The 15,980-nt window shown below is 67.2% G+C and carries 22 protein-coding genes; 17 read left to right on the plus strand and 5 right to left on the minus strand.

All coding sequences use genetic code 11. The features are described from left to right. The first annotated feature begins 28 nt into the window (after positions 1–28). The 8 genes from AUR65_RS05185 (at position 29) to AUR65_RS05220 (ending at position 6,019) form a co-directional block, all read left to right on the plus strand. Positions 29–1,093 carry a zinc-binding metallopeptidase family protein gene (locus AUR65_RS05185; protein ID WP_058569017.1) on the plus strand — a complete coding sequence of 355 codons (1,065 nt, stop codon included), beginning with the start codon at positions 29–31 and terminating at the stop codon, positions 1,091–1,093. A 96-nt stretch (positions 1,094–1,189) separates the two neighbouring features. After that, positions 1,190–1,669: a 50S ribosomal protein L11 gene (locus AUR65_RS05190; protein ID WP_008094977.1), complete on the plus strand. Its 480-nt coding sequence runs from the start codon at positions 1,190–1,192 to the stop codon at positions 1,667–1,669. Between the two features lie 295 nt (positions 1,670–1,964). Beyond that, positions 1,965–2,603: a 50S ribosomal protein L1 gene (locus AUR65_RS05195; protein WP_004969375.1), complete on the plus strand. Its 639-nt coding sequence runs from the start codon at positions 1,965–1,967 to the stop codon at positions 2,601–2,603. Further along, entirely contained in the window at positions 2,600–3,646 is a 1,047-nt protein-coding gene (locus AUR65_RS05200) for a 50S ribosomal protein L10 (RefSeq protein ID WP_058569018.1), read from the plus strand. Before AUR65_RS05195 ends, AUR65_RS05200 begins: the two co-directional genes overlap by 4 nt. Before the next feature lie 21 nt (positions 3,647–3,667). Next, a complete protein-coding gene (rpl12p, locus tag AUR65_RS05205; protein ID WP_004974573.1) occupies positions 3,668–4,006 on the plus strand; it encodes a 50S ribosomal protein P1 in 339 nt (112 codons plus the stop codon). Between the two features lie 197 nt (positions 4,007–4,203). Beyond that, a complete protein-coding gene (locus AUR65_RS05210) occupies positions 4,204–5,487 on the plus strand; it encodes a tripartite tricarboxylate transporter permease (RefSeq protein ID WP_058569019.1) in 1,284 nt (427 codons plus the stop codon). A gap of 83 nt (positions 5,488–5,570) precedes the next feature. Continuing rightward, a complete protein-coding gene (locus AUR65_RS05215; RefSeq protein WP_004042997.1) occupies positions 5,571–5,750 on the plus strand; it encodes an HVO_2753 family zinc finger protein in 180 nt (59 codons plus the stop codon). A 2-nt stretch (positions 5,751–5,752) separates the two neighbouring features. Beyond that, positions 5,753–6,019: an elongation factor 1-beta gene (locus AUR65_RS05220; protein WP_004969379.1), complete on the plus strand. Its 267-nt coding sequence runs from the start codon at positions 5,753–5,755 to the stop codon at positions 6,017–6,019. Positions 6,020–6,076: 57 nt separating this feature from the next. On the opposite strand, the gene AUR65_RS05225 is transcribed toward AUR65_RS05220, so the two are convergent. Continuing rightward, positions 6,077–6,334, minus strand: coding sequence for a hypothetical protein (locus AUR65_RS05225; protein ID WP_058569020.1), 258 nt, complete (start codon positions 6,332–6,334; stop codon positions 6,077–6,079). 106 nt (positions 6,335–6,440) lie between these two features. Further along, positions 6,441–7,601, minus strand: coding sequence for a cystathionine gamma-synthase (locus tag AUR65_RS05230; protein WP_058569021.1), 1,161 nt, complete (start codon positions 7,599–7,601; stop codon positions 6,441–6,443). Positions 7,602–7,724: 123 nt separating this feature from the next. On the opposite strand from AUR65_RS05230, the gene AUR65_RS05235 reads away from it, so the two are divergent. The 9 genes from AUR65_RS05235 to AUR65_RS05275 all read left to right on the plus strand — a co-directional run bounded on the left by AUR65_RS05235 (position 7,725) and on the right by AUR65_RS05275 (position 14,526). Then, positions 7,725–8,015: a 50S ribosomal protein L21e gene (locus AUR65_RS05235; protein ID WP_004061361.1), complete on the plus strand. Its 291-nt coding sequence runs from the start codon at positions 7,725–7,727 to the stop codon at positions 8,013–8,015. A 3-nt stretch (positions 8,016–8,018) separates the two neighbouring features. Next, on the plus strand, positions 8,019–8,375 hold the full coding sequence (locus tag AUR65_RS05240) for an RNA polymerase Rpb4 family protein (protein WP_004042989.1): 357 nt from the start codon (positions 8,019–8,021) through the stop codon (positions 8,373–8,375). A gap of 53 nt (positions 8,376–8,428) precedes the next feature. Beyond that, positions 8,429–9,022: a DUF655 domain-containing protein gene (locus tag AUR65_RS05245; RefSeq protein ID WP_058569022.1), complete on the plus strand. Its 594-nt coding sequence runs from the start codon at positions 8,429–8,431 to the stop codon at positions 9,020–9,022. Positions 9,023–9,064: 42 nt separating this feature from the next. After that, complete coding sequence (locus AUR65_RS05250; RefSeq protein WP_058569023.1) at positions 9,065–9,928, plus strand: 16S ribosomal RNA methyltransferase A; 864 nt, start codon at positions 9,065–9,067, stop codon at positions 9,926–9,928. 3 nt (positions 9,929–9,931) lie between these two features. Further along, positions 9,932–11,125 carry a mechanosensitive ion channel family protein gene (locus AUR65_RS05255; RefSeq protein ID WP_058569024.1) on the plus strand — a complete coding sequence of 398 codons (1,194 nt, stop codon included), beginning with the start codon at positions 9,932–9,934 and terminating at the stop codon, positions 11,123–11,125. After that, positions 11,122–11,718, plus strand: coding sequence for a HemK2/MTQ2 family protein methyltransferase (locus tag AUR65_RS05260; protein WP_004969386.1), 597 nt, complete (start codon positions 11,122–11,124; stop codon positions 11,716–11,718). The genes AUR65_RS05255 and AUR65_RS05260 overlap by 4 nt, the downstream gene beginning before the upstream one ends. 59 nt (positions 11,719–11,777) lie before the next feature. Next, positions 11,778–12,785 (plus strand): 5-methyltetrahydropteroyltriglutamate--homocysteine methyltransferase, encoded by a 1,008-nt coding sequence (locus tag AUR65_RS05265; protein ID WP_058569025.1) that lies wholly within the window; start codon positions 11,778–11,780, stop codon positions 12,783–12,785. After that, a complete protein-coding gene (locus tag AUR65_RS05270) occupies positions 12,782–13,855 on the plus strand; it encodes a methionine synthase (RefSeq protein ID WP_058569026.1) in 1,074 nt (357 codons plus the stop codon). Before AUR65_RS05265 ends, AUR65_RS05270 begins: the two co-directional genes overlap by 4 nt. A gap of 143 nt (positions 13,856–13,998) precedes the next feature. Beyond that, a complete protein-coding gene (locus tag AUR65_RS05275) occupies positions 13,999–14,526 on the plus strand; it encodes an ester cyclase (RefSeq protein WP_058569027.1) in 528 nt (175 codons plus the stop codon). 1 nt (position 14,527) lies between these two features. Here AUR65_RS05275 and AUR65_RS05280 read toward each other — a convergent pair whose 3' ends face one another. From AUR65_RS05280 to AUR65_RS05290, 3 genes are all read right to left on the minus strand, one after another. Continuing rightward, on the minus strand, positions 14,528–15,100 hold the full coding sequence (locus AUR65_RS05280) for a hypothetical protein (protein WP_058569028.1): 573 nt from the start codon (positions 15,098–15,100) through the stop codon (positions 14,528–14,530). A gap of 214 nt (positions 15,101–15,314) precedes the next feature. Further along, a complete protein-coding gene (gene ndk / locus AUR65_RS05285; protein WP_004969390.1) occupies positions 15,315–15,779 on the minus strand; it encodes a nucleoside-diphosphate kinase in 465 nt (154 codons plus the stop codon). Then, a complete protein-coding gene (locus tag AUR65_RS05290; protein WP_004061377.1) occupies positions 15,779–15,979 on the minus strand; it encodes a 50S ribosomal protein L24e in 201 nt (66 codons plus the stop codon). The genes ndk and AUR65_RS05290 overlap by 1 nt, the downstream gene beginning before the upstream one ends. Position 15,980: the final 1 nt, after the last annotated feature.

The raw sequence follows: 15,980 nt of genomic DNA on the forward strand, positions 1-15,980 counted from the left end.
CTTGTCCCGCCGCCCGCGAACGTCCCGTATGGACGACGACCGACGCGCCTTCCTCGAAGACCTGCTCACCACACCCAGCCCGTCCGGCTACGAGGTCGCCGGCCAGCGCGTGTGGGTGGACTACGTCTCGCAGTTCGCCGACGACGTGACGGTCGACGACTACGGCAACGCCGTCGCGGTCCACGAGGGCACCGGCGAGGGCCCCGAAATCGCCTTCACCGGCCACGCCGACCAAATCGGCTACATCGTCCGCGACATCGACGACGACGGCTTCGTCCGCATCGGCCCCATCGGCGGCGCGGACCGCACCGTCTCGAAGGGCCAGCACGTGACGGTCCACGGCGACGACGGCGACGTGGCGGGCGTCATCGGTCAGACCGCCATCCACCTCCGCGACGTGGGGAGCGAGGAGTACGACGACCTCGAAGAGCAGTTCGTCGACATCGGCGCGACGAGCAAGGGCGACGCGAAGGACCACGTCGAAGTCGGCGACCCCGTGACGGTCGAAGCGCGGGTCCGCGACCTCGCGGGCGACCGCGTCGCGGCCAACGGGATGGACAACCGCGTCGGCACGTGGTCGGCCGCTGAAGGCCTCCGTGCCGCCGTCGAGGCCGACGTGGACGCGACGGTGTACGCCGTCAGTACCGTCCAGGAGGAGGTCGGCGTGCAGGGCGCGAAGATGGTCGGCTACGACCTCGACCCCGACGCGATGGTCGCCGTCGACGTGACCCACGCGACGGACAACCCCGACGTGCCCGGCAAGCGCAAGGGACCGGTCGAACTCGGCGAGGGACCGGTCGTCTCCCGCGGGAGCGCGAACCACCCGAACGTCGTCTCACTCGCCCGCGACGCGGCCGAAGACGCCGACATCGGCGTGCAGTTACAGGCCGCCGGCATCCGCACGGGCACCGACGCGGACGCCTTCTACACGAGTCGCTCCGGCATCCCCTCGCTCAACATCGGCATCCCGAACCGTTACATGCACACGCCCGTAGAGGTCGTCTCCACGAGCGACCTCGACGACGTGGCCGAACTTCTCGGGTCGATGGCCGCGCTCGCGGGCGACGTGGAGTCGTTCGGCGTCGAACTGTAATCGGGCGGACGGCGGCCCGGCGCGCTGTGCGTAGTTGTCGCACACGACTCCGGGCGAAAGAAAACCGTTAAAAGTCGCCACACGGTGTTTCCACGTATGGCTGGAACTATCGAAGTACTCGTTCCCGGCGGGAAGGCGAACCCCGGTCCGCCGCTCGGCCCGGAACTCGGCCCGACCCCCGTCGACGTGCAGGACGTCGTCAACGACATCAACGACCAGACGGCTGCCTTCGACGGCATGGAAGTCCCCGTCACCGTCGAGTACGACGACGACGGCTCGTTCAGCATCGAAGTCGGCGTCCCGCCGACGGCGGCGCTCATCAAGGACGAAGTCGGATTCGACACCGGCAGCGGCGAACCCCAGGAGAACTTCGTCGCCGACATGTCCATCGAACAGCTGAAGAAGGTCGCAGAGCAGAAGTCCTCTGACCTGCTCTCGTACGACCTCAAGAACGCCTCGAAGGAAGTCGCCGGGACGTGCGCGTCCCTCGGCGTCACCATCGAGGGCGAAGACGCCCGCACGTTCAAACAGCGCATCGACGGCGGCGACTTCGACGACCACTTCGACGACGAGTAATCGTCTCGGAACCGTTTCGGCGGTTCGAACCGCCCTTTCCGTCGGGCCGAGCCGATTCGGCCCGCTTTCTTCTCTCCACCGAACCGACCGAACCACTCCGGAGCGACCCCCATATCGCTCGCGTGCTCGCCAGCCCGCATGTGTGGCTGTGGCACGCGAAACCCCCGAATTCGGGGGTTTCGGCTCCCGTAGTTCGACGGACTTAAGTTGAGCCTACTCGTCCTGCCGGACGAGGCAGGCAGTAGCCTGTTTCACTGACCCGTAGGAGCAATCCTGCGTACTACGGAGGTGAATAATGGCAGACACAATAGTTGACGCAGTCTCTCGCGCACTCGACGAGGCACCCGGGCGGAACTTCCGCGAAACGGTTGACCTCGCCGTGAACTTGCGAGACTTAGATCTTAACGACCCGTCGAAGCGTGTCGACGAGAGCATCGTGCTCCCGTCTGGCACCGGCCAGGACACCCAGATTGTGGTGTTCGCGACCGGTGAAACCGCGCTCCGCGCAGAGGATGTCGCCGACGAAGTTCTCGGGCCCGATGAGCTCGAAGACTTCGGCGACGACACCGATGCGGCGAAAGACCTTGCCGACGAGACCGACTTCTTCGTTGCCGAGGCTGGACTGATGCAGGACATCGGTCGCTACCTCGGTACCGTGCTCGGTCCCCGTGGTAAGATGCCGACCCCGCTTCAGCCCGACGACGACGTCGTCGAGACGGTGAACCGGATGAAGAACACGGTGCAGCTCCGCTCGCGTGACCGTCGTACGTTCCACACGCGCGTCGGCGCAGACGACATGACGCCCGACGAGATCGCGGAGAACATCGACGTTATCGTCCGTCGTCTCGAAGCGACGCTCGAAAAGGGCCCGCTCAACATCGATTCCGTCTACGTGAAGACGACGATGGGGCCGTCCGTGGAGGTGCCCGCATGAGCGAATCCGAGGTTCGGCAGACCGAGGTCATCCCACAGTGGAAGCGTGAAGAGGTCGACGAACTCGTCGACTTCATCGAATCCTACGAATCCGTCGGCGTCGTCGGCGTCGCGGGCATCCCGAGCCGCCAGCTCCAGGCCATGCGCCGCGAGCTTCACGGTTCGGCCGCAGTGCGCATGAGCCGTAACACGCTCGCGAACCGCGCGCTCGACGAAGTCGACGACGGCTTCGAGGAACTCAAGGAGTACATCGCCGGGCAGGTCGCCCTCATCGGCACGAACGACAACCCGTTCGCCCTGTACAAGGAGCTCGAGGCGTCGAAGACGCCCGCGCCCATCAACGCCGGTGAAGTCGCCCCGAACGACATCGTCATCCCCGAGGGTGACACCGGTGTCGACCCGGGTCCGTTCGTCGGCGAACTCCAGCAGGTCGGGGCGTCCGCCCGCATCATGGACGGCTCGATCAAGGTGACGGAAGACTCCAACGTCCTTTCGGCGGGCGAGGAAGTCTCCGAGGAACTCGCGAACGTCCTGGCGGAACTCGGCATCGAGCCCAAGGAGGTCGGTCTCGACCTCCGCGGCGTCTTCTCCGAAGGCGTCCTGTTCGAGCCCGACGAACTCGCCATCGACGTGGACGAGTACCGCGCCGACATCCAGTCGGCCGTCTCCGCCGCGACGAACCTGTCGGTCAACGCGGTCTACCCGACCGCCCAGACCGCGCCGACGCTCATCGCCAAGGCGACGAGCGAGGCCAAGGCCGTCGGTCTGTTCGCCAACATCGAGAGCCCGGACTTCATGCCCGAGCTCATCTCGAAGGCGGACGCCCAGCTTCGGGCGCTCGCGGCGAACATCGACGACGAAGAGGCGCTTCCCGAGGAACTCCGCGGCGTGTCCGCGGCTGACACGGGTGCCGCCGAGGAAGAAGAATCGACTGACGAAGAAGCAGCGGACGCCGACGAGGCAGACGCCGCCGAAGACGACGACGCCGCCGACGACGACGGCGACGACGAAGACGCTGGCGACGCCCTCGGCTCCCTGTTCTAACAACACACAAGGTACACAACAATGGAATACGTCTACGCTGCGCTCATCCTGAACGAGTCGGACGAAGAGGTCAACGAAGAGAACATCACCGCGGTCCTCGAGGCCGCCGGTGTCGATGTCGAGGAGTCCCGTGTCAAGGCGCTCGTCGCCGCGCTCGAGGACGTCGACATCGAAGAGGCCATCGAGACGGCCGCCGCTGCCCCCGCGCCCGCTGCGGGCGGTTCCGCCGGTGGCGAGGTCGAGGCCGCTGACGACGACGACGAGGAAGACGCCGAAGAAGAGGCCGCTGACGAAGGCGGCGACGACGACGACGACGACGAAGAAGCCGACGGCGAGGGCCTCGGCGCGCTCTTCGGTTAAACTTCCGCGAGACCCCGCCGCATCCGCGGCGACGCTCGCTTCGAAACTCCGATTTCTTTCGACGCAACTCACCAGCGGCGGCGTCGTTCGCACGCCCGACGACTCGATACAGGCCACGGCGCAGTCGGTGTCGGTGTCGGCGGTGGTGTCGGTGCTGAGCGTAGCTTCATACCGGAAGCCGCGGCCACTTCGGCGCGATGTTCCTCATCGGCGGGTCGGCTATCACGCTCCTCGACCGAGTGGCGACGCTCGCGTCGCCCGCCGCGGCCGACCCGACGGTCGCCGCCCTCCTCGGCGTGGTCGCCGGCGTCTGCCTCGGGACGTGCTCGGGGCTCGTCCCCGGCCTCCACGCCAACGCGTTCGCCCTGCTTCTCGCCGGGGTCGCCTCGGAGTTCCCCGGCCCGCCGGTCGCCGTCGCGGCCGCCGTCCTCGCGGCGTCGACCGTCCACACGTTCCTAGACGTGGTGCCGGCGCTGACGCTCGGCGTGCCTGACGCCGCGCTCGCGCCGGGAGCGTTGCCGGCGCACAAACTCGTTCTCGGCGGGCGGGGACGCGAAGCGCTCAGGCTATCGGCGCTCGGAAGCGGCGCGGCGCTCTGTCTGGCGGTGCCGGTCGCGGTGCCTCTCACGGAGGTGTTGGTCGAGGGCTACCCCACCGTCCGCGACCACCTGTGGCTGGTTCTCGTCGGCGTCGCCGCCGCGCTCGTCTGGACCGAACCGAGCCGGCGATCGAAACTGGCGGCCTGTGTGAGCATCGCCGCCTCGACCGGACTCGGCCTCGCCGTCCTCGACCGGGCGTTCGAGGGGCCGCTCCCGGTCGGCGGCGTGTTGGCTCCGCTCTTGGCCGGGCTGTTCGGCATCCCGGTTCTCTTGGCGGCGCGGCGGGGGGCCGGCATCCCGCCGCAGGGTGATGCCGCGCTCGCGACGTCGCCGCGTTCGGTCGCGCGGAGCGTCGCCGCGGGGACCGGCGGTGGAGCGTTCGTCGGCTACTTACCGGGCGTCTCCGCAGGGGTCGCCGGCACGCTCGCGCTGGCCGCTCTTCCCGGCCGCGACCCCGACGAATCGACGCGGGCCTACGTCACCGCGACCAGCGCCGCCACGACGGCGACGACGGTGTTCGCGCTGTTCGCGCTCGCCGGGTTGGGGACGCCCAGAACGGGGGCGCTCGTCGCGCTCACCGAGGCGGAACTCCCGACAGGGCTCGGACTCGCGGTGCCGGTAACGGTCGTCTCGGGGCTCTGCGGAGCGGTGTTGGTGCCGGTCGTCGGCGACCGGGCGCTCGCGGTCGTCGGAAAACTCGACCAGCGCCGGCTCGTCACCGCCGTCTGCGCCCTGCTCGTCGTTCTCTCGTGGGCGTTCGCGGGAGTCGGTGGCGTCGCCGTCCTCGTCGTCGCCGGGGTCGTTGGCCACCTCCCCGTCCGATTCGGCTGTCGGCGCGTCCACCTGATGTGCGTCCTCATAGGGCCGCTGGCGCTCGGGTGAGCCGTGTCCACGCGGGCCACGGATTTCCCCCAGCAGAACCCGGAAAGACAACGGTTAAAAGTCGCGCGCCGGTTTATGAGCGTATGAGCGAGTCCGAACAGCGACACGCGCACCAGTGTGTGTCCTGTGGCATCAACATCGCCGGCATGAGCGCGGCGACGTTCAAGTGCCCCGACTGTGGCCAGGAGATTTCGCGTTGTTCCAAGTGCCGCAAGCAGAGCAACCTCTACGAGTGCCCCGACTGCGGATTCATGGGTCCATAATCATGGGAAAAGTAGCTGCTAAAATCAAGGTCATGCCGAACAGCCCCGAGCTCGACCTCGACAACCTCGAGGACGCGCTCGAAGACTCCCTGCCCGAGGGTGCGAAAATCAAGGGCTTCGAACGCGACGACGTCGCGTTCGGTCTCGTCGCCCTCCTGCCGACCGTCATCGTCCCCGACGACGCCGGTGGCACCGAGGCCGTCGAGGAAGCGTTCATCGAAGTCGAAGGCGTCGAAAGCGTCTCCGTCGAGAACGTCGGCCGTATCTGAGCTGACGACCGACCTTTTTCGCAGGTTCGTCCCCGGAGCGACCGCGCTCGCCCGCCGTCAGCGGCGCTCCATGAAGTAGATTCCGAGGACGACGCCGAACGTGAGTCCGAGCATCACGCCGATAGGCAGCGAGTCGCCGATGACGCCCGCGACGCCGCCGAGGAGAAAGCCGATGGACAACCCGATACCGAACTGCTCGGCGCTGTGGCTCGACCCCTCGTGGTCGTCGGAATCGACCATCACGCGGGCTGTGGGTTCGGTGTAGCTCTGTCGCTGTACGGACTCCGCGCTCAGGGTGACTGACTCCTGGGACATACCTCATTATTCATCGTGCTATTCAATAACCCTTACTCGTGTTCCCAACTCGCGACAACGAGCGGTTCGTGAGGGCGCGCGGGGACGAGCCGAGGGGTTCGACGCCTCAGAACGCCGCGTCGAACGCCTGCTGAAGGTCGGCCTTCATGTCGTCGATGTGTTCGACGCCGACGGAGACGCGGATGAGGCCGTCGGTGAGACCCGCTTCGAGCCGTTCCTCGCGGGGAATGGCCGCGTGGGTCATCGCCGCGGGCTGTTCGATGAGGCTCTCGACGCCGCCGAGGCTCTCGGCGAGCGTGAACACCTCGGTCTCCTCGACGACGGTCGAGGCCTGTTCGAGCGAGCCGTCGAGTTCGAACGAGAGCATCCCGCCGAAGTCGTCCATCTGCTCGGCCGCGAGGTCGTGTTGCGGGTGGGAGTCGAGGCCGGGGTAGAACACCTCGGAGACAGCCTCGTGGTCGTCGAGCCACGCGGCGAGTTCGCGGGCGTTGTCACAGTGGCGGTCCATCCGGACCGGGAGCGTCTTCGTCCCGCGGAGGACGAGGAAGCAGTCGAACGGCGAGGGCGTCGCGCCGACGGAGTTCTGGTAGAAGCCGAGTTCCTCGTCGAGGTCCGCGTCGTCGGTGACGAGCGCGCCGCCGACGACGTCGGAGTGGCCGCCGAGGTACTTCGTCAGCGAGTGCGAGACGATGTCCGCGCCGTGGTCGAGCGGGCGCTGGAGGTACGGCGTGGCGAAGGTGTTGTCGACGGCGCAGAGCGCGTCGACCTCGTGGGCGATGTCGGCGAGCGCGCCGATGTCGTTGACGCGCATGAGCGGGTTCGTCGGCGTCTCGACCCACACGAGTTCGGTCTCCTCGCGGACGGCGTCGCGGACGGCGTCGTGGTCGGTGGTGTCGACGAAGTCGAATTCGAGATCGTACTTCTCGTACACCTGCGTGAAGATGCGGTGGGTGCCGCCGTAGACGTCGTTGCCGGCGACGACGTGGTCGCCCGCTTCGAGGAGGTTGAGCACGGTGTTTATCGAGCCCATCCCCGAGGCGAAGGCGCGGCCGTACGAGCCGTTTTCGAGCGCCGCGAGGTTCGATTCGAGGTCGGTTCGCGTCGGGTTCCCCGTGCGGGAGTACTCGTAGCCGCGGTGGTCGCCCGGCCCGTCTTGGGCGTACGTCGAGTTCGCGTAGATGGGCGTCATGAGCGCCCCCGTCTCCTCGTCGGGCTCCTGTCCCGCGTGGATGGCGCGCGTCTCGATGCGTCGCTCGTCTTCGGACATACGAGAAGCGCCGCGCCGACTCGGGTTAAGTCCGTCCCTCCCGCGCGACCACGCGGGAGACACACACGCGCGGTTCGTAACGTGCAATTTATAATGGCGACGCAAGTATTCGTTCTCACGACTATGCCGAGCTCCAACGGTCCGATGAAGGGGACGCGAGGAAAGCTCTCGAACAAGCCGCGCGAGCGCGGCACTTCGCCGCCGCAGCGCGCTATCGCGGAATTCGAGGAGGGCCAGAAGGTCCACCTCAACATCGACCCGAGCGTCCGCGAGGGTCGCTTCCACCCGCGCTTCAACGGTCTCACCGGTGAAGTCACCGGGAAGCAGGGCCGCGCGTTCAAGGTCCAGATCAACGACGGCGGCAAAGAGAAGACGGTTATCGTCCGTCCTGCTCATCTGCGCGCCCAGCAGTAAGCGATGACCATCTTCAAAGAAAAGCTCGACGAGGAGTATCTGACGACCTCCGAGGTCAAGGAACTGCTCGCCGAGGTTGAGGCGGAACGCGCCGCCGACGAAGAGCGCGAGATGCGCTACGAACTGGCCCGTGCGATAGAACACGTCAACCGGTTCGCCCACCTCGACCCCGAGGAATCTCGCGAACTCGTCGAGGAGCTCGCCGAGCTCGAGAAGGTCGACGGTCCGACCGCCATCAAAATCGCGGACCTCCTCCCGCAGTCGCGCGACGAACTCCGCGCGGTGTTCGCCCAGCAGCGCTACGCGCTCTCGGGCGACGAACTCGACGAAATCCTCAACGTCGTCGCGAAGTACGTCTGACCGCGTGACAGCGCGGCCAACTATTTAAATATCGGCTCGCCGTAACTACTGACATGACACGTACGGAGAGCGGTGACGCCGACGCCACGACCGAGTACGTCGTCGTACTCGACGTACTCCGCCACGGGCGTCAAGGAGACGACCGACGGCGCTTCGACGCGGCACCCATCGCGTACGCGCTCGGAGAGTCCGATTTCCGTCTCCTCGAGTTGACCCTCGTCGAAGACGCCGACGTGAGCATCGGCGACCGGCTCGTCGTCTCGCCGGCCGCCGACCGCGAGCTGATTCAGTCCGTCGAAGAACTCTCGTACGGCGACCTCTCGAACACGGCGACGGCCGAAGTCGACTACGTCGTCGAGGACATCGTCGAGGCCGACGAACGGCGGTTCGTGGACTTCTACAACGACGCACAGCCCATCACGTTGCGGCTCCACCAACTCAACTTGCTGCCCGGCATCGGGAAGAAGCTCCGCGATAAGATTCTCGAATCGCGCAAGCGACAGGGGCCGTTCGAGTCGTTCGAGGACCTCGAAGAGCGCGTCTCGGGGCTCCACCGCCCGAAGGAGGTCATCGTCGAGCGCATCCTCGACGAACTCCGCGACAACGACGTGAAGTACAAGACGTTCGTCGGACACGACGGGCGGTAGCGGAACGGGACTTTTACCCGCTCCCGCACGATACCTCTCCCAATGACGAGCGACGGCAGCGAACAGGTCCGCGAGGCCGCCGCGCGCGACCCGGACGCCCTCATCCGGCGGGCGGGCGCTCGCGGGAACCCGGACCACGACCAGCACTTCCTCGTCGACGACCGCGTCGTCGACCGAATCCCGACGTACCTCCCCGAGGAGGCGGACCGCTCGCACGTCCTCGAAATCGGCGGCGGGCCGGGCGTCCTCACGGACCGACTGCTCGGCGTCGCCGACCGCGTGACCGTCGTCGAACAGGACCGAACGTTCGCAGCACACCTGCGCCGCGAGTTCGCCGAGGAGGTCGAAGCCGGGCGGCTCACCGTCGTCGAGGGCGACGCGCTCGACGTCGACCTCCCCGAGTTCACCGCGTGCGTCTCGAACCTCCCGTACGGCATCTCCTCGGAGATTTCGTTCCGCCTGCTCCCCCGCGGGAAGCCGCTCGTGTTGATGTTCCAAAAGGAGTTCGGCGAGCGGATGGCCGCCGAGGCGGGCACCTCGGAGTACGGTCGTCTCTCGGTGAGCACCCAGCACTACGGCGAGGTCGAACTCTGCGAGCACGTCCCCCGCGAGGCGTTCGACCCCAAGCCCGCGGTCCAGAGCGTCATCGTCCGTATCACGCCGCGAACGCCGGATTACGAGGTCGACGACGAGGCGTTCTTCCTCGACTTCGTGAAGGCGCTTTTCACCCAGCGACGAAAGACAATCAGAAACGGCATCCGCAACACGGCGCACATCTCCGGACTGTCGGACCCCGAGGCGGTCGTCGAGGCCGCGGACGAGGACGTGCTCCGAAAGCGCGCCGGCAACATGGCTCCCGCTGAGTTCGCCGAACTCGCGCAACTCGCCGCGTCGGTCGGCTTATAACCCATGACTGTCCCCGTACTCGCCGCGGTGCTCCTCCGCCTCGCCGCGACGGCAACCCCCCTCCAGAGCGGCACGGTTCTCGACATCGCGTCGCTGTTCCCGACGTTCGAACTCCGGGTCGCCGCGAGCGTCCTCGTGACCGTCGCCGTCGTCGCCGTCTGGCGACTCGGCGCGCGACTCCACGACAAGGAAGTAGAGTTCGTTTCGATGCCGGTGTGGCACCTCTCGGTGACGGTCCTCCGACTCGTCGTCGTCGCCGGCGGCGGGGCGTTCGTCTTCGCGGTCTGGTCGCTGTCGGGCGACATCGGCACGATTTCGGCGCAGTACGACCTCAACAGACAGACGTTCGTCCGCATCGCGCTGTCGGCGGCGTTCGTCGTCGGCGCGTACGTCCTCACGAGCGTCCTCGGCCGGTTCATCGGCGAGATTGCGAGCACGCGCCCGGAGATTTCGGACCACCAGCGCGAAATCATCTACCGCATCGCGCAGGTGACGACTTACCTCGCCACGCTCGCGGTCATCCTCGGCATCTGGCGGGCCGACCTCGGCGGCTTCCTCGTCGGCGCTGGTTTCCTCGGAATCGTGGTCGGTATGGCCGCGAGACAGACCCTCGGCGCGCTCATCGCTGGCTTCGTCATCATGTTCTCCCGACCGTTCGAAATCGGCGACTGGGTCGAGGTCGGCGACTACGAGGGCATCGTCACCGAAATCACGGTCGTGAACACGCGCATCCAGACGTTCGACGGCGAGTTCGTGATGATTCCGAACGACGTGGTGAGTTCGGAGAGCCTCGTCAACCGGAGCCGAAAGGGTCGGCTCCGCCTCGACATCGAGGTCGGCGTCGACTACGAGACCGACATCGACCGCGCCGCCGACGTGGCGCAGTCGGCCGTCGAAGACCTCGACGAGGTGCTGTCGGTGCCGAAGCCGCAGGTCGTCGCCAAGCGGTTCGACGACTCCGCGGTCGTCCTCGGGGTGCGCCCGTGGATAGACCGCCCGAGCGCCCGCCGGTGGTGGCGCGCGCGGACCGCGACCATCTCGGCCGTCCGCGAGGCGTTCGCCGACGAGGACATCACCATCCCGTTCCCGCAGCGCGCGCTGTCCGAGCGCGACCCTTCGGGACCGATTCCGCTCACCGACCAGCGAACCGAGGCGAGCCCCGAAGCCGACGGCGGTGTCGAGGGGGCCGACGAATGACCGACCTCGCCGAGCGCCGCGGGATGAACACCTCGGTCTACCAGCCCGCGGAGGACTCCGGACTGCTCGCGCAGGCCGCGGTCGGGCGCGTCTCGGGGCGTGTCCTCGAAGTCGGCACCGGCTCGGGCTGGGTCGCAGAGCGGCTCGCGACGAAGACCGACGCCGACGTGGTCGCGAGCGACCTCAACCCCCACGCCTGCCGGCAGGCCGCCGAGCGCGCCGCCGCGCTCCGGGCCGACGGCCACCGCGGGTTCGAGGTCGTCCGCGGGAGCCTCGTCGAACCGTTCCGCGACGACGCCTTCGACGCGGTTGCGTTCAACCCGCCGTACCTCCCGGAAGACCTCGAAGCCGCGCGCGACGACTGGATGGAAGTCGCGCTCACCGGCGGCGAGGACGGCCGCGAAATCATCGACCCCTTCCTCGACACGGTCGGGCGCGTCCTCAAACCGGGCGGCACCGTCTTCCTCCTCGTGAGTAGCTTCACCGGCTACGACGAGGTGCTCGCCCGCGCCGAGGCGAACGGCTTCGGCCACGAGGTCGTCGTCCAGGAGTCGTACCCCTACGAGACGCTCACGGTGCTCGCGTTGGAATAACCAATGCGCATATGTTGATACAGGAAATATTATACACCGTCATTTCTTAGCCAGGAGTGATGACTGAACTCGTCTCGACGACACCGGGACTGTATCCCCTCCCGGATTGGGCGAAACAGGAGCTTTCCGACCTCAAGGGCCACCAGAAACACGACCTCATCTCCGGTAACGAGGGCGCGGACATCGTGGGCGCGTACGACCGCGCCCGCGAGGAAGTCGTCTCCGAACAGACCGATGCCGGCCTCGACCGCGTCGTCGAGGGGCAACTCCGCTGGGACGACATGCTCGCGCACCCGTTGACGGTCCACGAGAACGTCGAGACCGGCGGCATCGTCCGCTACTACGACAACAACAACTTCTACCGCGACCCGCAGGTCCGCGGCGAACTCACCTTCTCCGGCGACGTCGCGGCCGAACTCGACGCCACCGCCGACCTCCTCGGCGACGAGTCGCTGCAGGCGGTCCTCCCCGGTCCGTACTCGCTTTCGGACCTCGCCACGGACGAGCACTACGGTGACGAGGCCGACTTCCTCGACGCCGTGAGCGAGTTCCTCGCGGGCGAAGTCGACGCCTTCCCGGAACACGAGACGCTGTTCCTCCTCGAACCCTCGCTCGTGTTCTCGCCGCCGGGCGAGGACGTCGACGAGCGCGTCCCCGAGGCAATCTCCGCCGTCTCCGACGCGACCGACGCCGACGTGGTCGTCCACACCTACTGGGGCGCGCTCGACGAGAAGGTCTACGCGCACCTCATGGACGCCGACGTGGACGCCATCGGCTTCGACTTCGTCGCCGGCGACCGCGACCAGACGCTCTACAACGTCAACGAGTACGGCACGAAAGACGACATCGCCCTGGGTCTCGTCGACGGCCAGAACACGCTGGTCGAAGACCCCGCGACGGTCCGCGAGCGCGTCGAGTGGACCCTCGACAACATCCAGAGCCAGACGTTCGACACCGCCTACGTGACCTCCAACACCGAACTGTTCTACCTGCCGGAGAACCGCGCGACGGAGAAGCTCGCCGCCCTCGCGGCCGCCACCGAGGACGAACTGGAGGTGGAAGCATGAGCCGCGACGCCGAGAACCGCGAGCAGTTCCGCCCCGACGGCCACGACAACGAGCACTTCCTGCTCACCACCGTCGTCGGCTCCTACCCGAAGCCCAAGTGGCTCAACCGCGCCAACGACCTCGCGGAGGACCCCGACTCCAAGTTCACGCAGGAGCACCTCCACGAGGCCCACGACGACGCCTGTCGCGTCATCACCCACGAGCACGAGCGCTCCGGCCTCGACACCGTCGTCGACGGCGAGATGCGCCGCGAGGAGATGGTCGAGTACTTCGCCCACCGCATCCCCGGCTACGAGTTCAACGGCCCGGTGAAGGTGTGGGGTCACAACTACTTCGACAAGCCCTCTGTCGTCGGCGAGGTCGAGTACGACGAACCGTGGCTGGTCGACGAGTTCGAGTTCACGAGCGACGTGGCCTCCAAGCCCGTCAAGGTGCCCATCACGGGCCCCTACACGCTCGCGAGCTGGTCGTTCAACGAGCACTACGACTCCGAGGCGGACCTCGCGTACGCGCTGGCCGACCTCGTCAACGAGGAAATCGAAAAGCTCGTCGAGGCGGGCGCGACCTACATCCAGATCGACGAGCCCGCGCTGGCGACGACGCCGGACGACCACGCCATCGTCGGCGAGTGTCTCGAACGCATCGTCGCGGGCATCTCCGACGAGGTCCGCATCGGCCTTCACGTCTGTTACGGCGACTACTCGCGTATCTACCCCGAACTCAACGACTACCCCATCGACGAGTTCGACGTGGAACTCTGCAACGGCGGCTACGAGCAGATAGACGTGTTCACCGACCCCGAGTTCGAACCGGACCTCGCGCTCGGCGTCGTGGACGTTCACACCGCCGAAGTCGAGACCGTCGAGGAGATTAAAGAGAACATCAAGCAGGGCCTGAAGGTCGTCCCGCCGGAGAAGCTCACCGTCTCGCCCGACTGCGGCGTGAAGCTCCTCCCCCGCGAGGTCGCCTACCAGAAGATGGAGAACATGGTTCAGGCCGCCCGTGAGGTCGAAGCCGAACTCGACGCCGGCGAAATCGACCTCGACGCGCCCGTTCCGCAGGCCGACTGAGCGACCCGACCCGTAGCTCCCCGTTCGTTTTTTTGTAGCCGCATCGAGCCCCGAGTCTCTCGACCGCGCTCTCGCCGCCGTGAGTGTCACGGTTCCCGCCACGTGAAATAAATGTTAACGCACCACATGGCGTATCGCTCAGTATGGGCACCGAATCAGTCGCACCGACGCGGACGAACGTCGAACTGTGCCGCCGATACGTCGAGGAGTTCGTCAACGAGGGCGACGCGACGGCGGCCGAGGAGTTGGTCCACGAGGACGTCATCACTCACCAGTTGGGCGTCAACGCCGACAGAGTAGGGAGGGACGCGCTGGTCGACCAGATACTCGGCTTCCGCGGGGCGGTCCCCGACTGGCACCTCGCGGTCGAAGACGCGGTCGGCGAGGGCGACCGGGTGATGATGCGACTCACGGCGCGGGGGACGCCGCAGGAGCCGTGGGGGAACCTCGTCCCGACCGGGAAGTCGTTCGAGCAACCGGCGTTCTTCGTCTTCCGCCTCGAAGACGGTCGCATCGTCGAGCAGTGGAACCTCGTGAACCTGATGGGAATCGCGCGCCAGCTCGGCTTGCTCCCGCCGGGACCGCGGGTCATCGCCAAGGTGGCGGCCCAGCGCATTCGGTCGCGCCTCGGCGGCGGTCGGCGACGCGCCCGGGCCGACGGCCCGAAGTAGGTTAGACGCGCTCGGTCTCGAACGAGCGTTCCCGAGTCGCGTCGTCTCCAACGTCGGAACCACCGAGTCCACGGTTGCCCCCGCCTCCGACGCGCCATCCGCCGTCGGAACCGCGCACTAGCGGAAGCTCCGCGCCCACGGCGTCCGAAATCTCTTCGGGGGCCACGTCGCACACCGCGGCGATGCGCTCGAATCGCGAGCCGCCGGTCAGTGCCTCGGGAACCGGCACCCAGACGGTCGCGGTCCGGTCGTCGGGCGTCGCGAGCGCGAGGTCGAGTCGCACGCCGTCTCGTCGGGAGAACCGGGCGAGCCCGCTCGCGCCGCGCCGCCGCTCGGGGACGACGTTCGTGACGACGCCCGAATCGACGTGGTCGAGCGCGCGCAGGCCGGCCACGCGGAGTTCCACGTCGCGGATGTCGGTCGGGCCGAGAACGACCGGTCGCACGAGCGTCGAGAGCGTCGCCGCCAGTCGCGCGGCCGTCCACGCCGCCACCGCGGTCGCGCCGAGCATCGCCACCGCGCCGACGACGAACAGCGTCGCGAGCGCGAGGAGTACGAGTTCCACTTCGACCATGTGACACGTTTCGCCGGGCGACGAGAAAACCGTTGTTCGCCGCGCGGTGGACGGTCAGGTCGCGGTGACGGTCGTCACCGGCCGCGGATGACCGGTGGTAGAACCCCGCACACCGAACCGACGAGAACGCCCTCTCGGCGGCTGGAGCGCGGACGAGAGGGGGACGTGGCCGTCGCTCCTCTCGGAAGAAAGCGTGAGAACCGCGAGACGAGACTTACTCGTAGAGCCAGGTCTCGTCGACGCGCTCGTAGTCGACGAGTTCGTCCTCGTCGAAGAAGAGCGCGATTTCGCGCTCGTTCGCGCCCTCGTCCTCGTGGTCGGAGCCGTGGATGACGTTCCGACCGAGGTCGAGACCGTAGTCACCGCGGATGGTGCCGGGTGCGGACTCTGCGGGGTCCGTCTCGCCCATCATGCGGCGGACCTGTCGCGTCGCGTCCTGACCTTCCCAGACCATCGCGAAGACGGGACCGGACGTGATGAAGTCGACGAGACCCTCGAAGAAGGGCTTGCCCTCGTGCTCGCCGTAGTGGTCGTGGGCGAGCTCCTCGTCGATCTGCATGAACTTGCCGCCGACCATCTTCAGACCGCGGTCCTCGAAGCGGGAGACGATGTCTCCGATGAGGCCGCGCTGGACGCCGTCGGGCTTGACCATCACGAAGGTGCGCTCTGCGTCGGACATCAGTTGTCCTCCGCCTTGCCGCTCGCGCGGCGGCCGGCCTCCGTCCACTCGAGGTCGCGGGCCTCGCGGCCGAGGAAGTAGTTCTTCTCGGCCTTCGAGTCCTTGAAGTGGAGGATGGTACCGTCGGTCTTGACGTACATCGTGCCCGTGCCGGGCTCGATCTCTTCACCGCTGTAGTCGCACGTGCGCTTCTCGACCATT

Source organism: Haloferax marisrubri (assembly GCF_001469875.2).
In the GTDB taxonomy this organism is placed as follows: Archaea; Halobacteriota; Halobacteria; order Halobacteriales; family Haloferacaceae; genus Haloferax; species Haloferax marisrubri.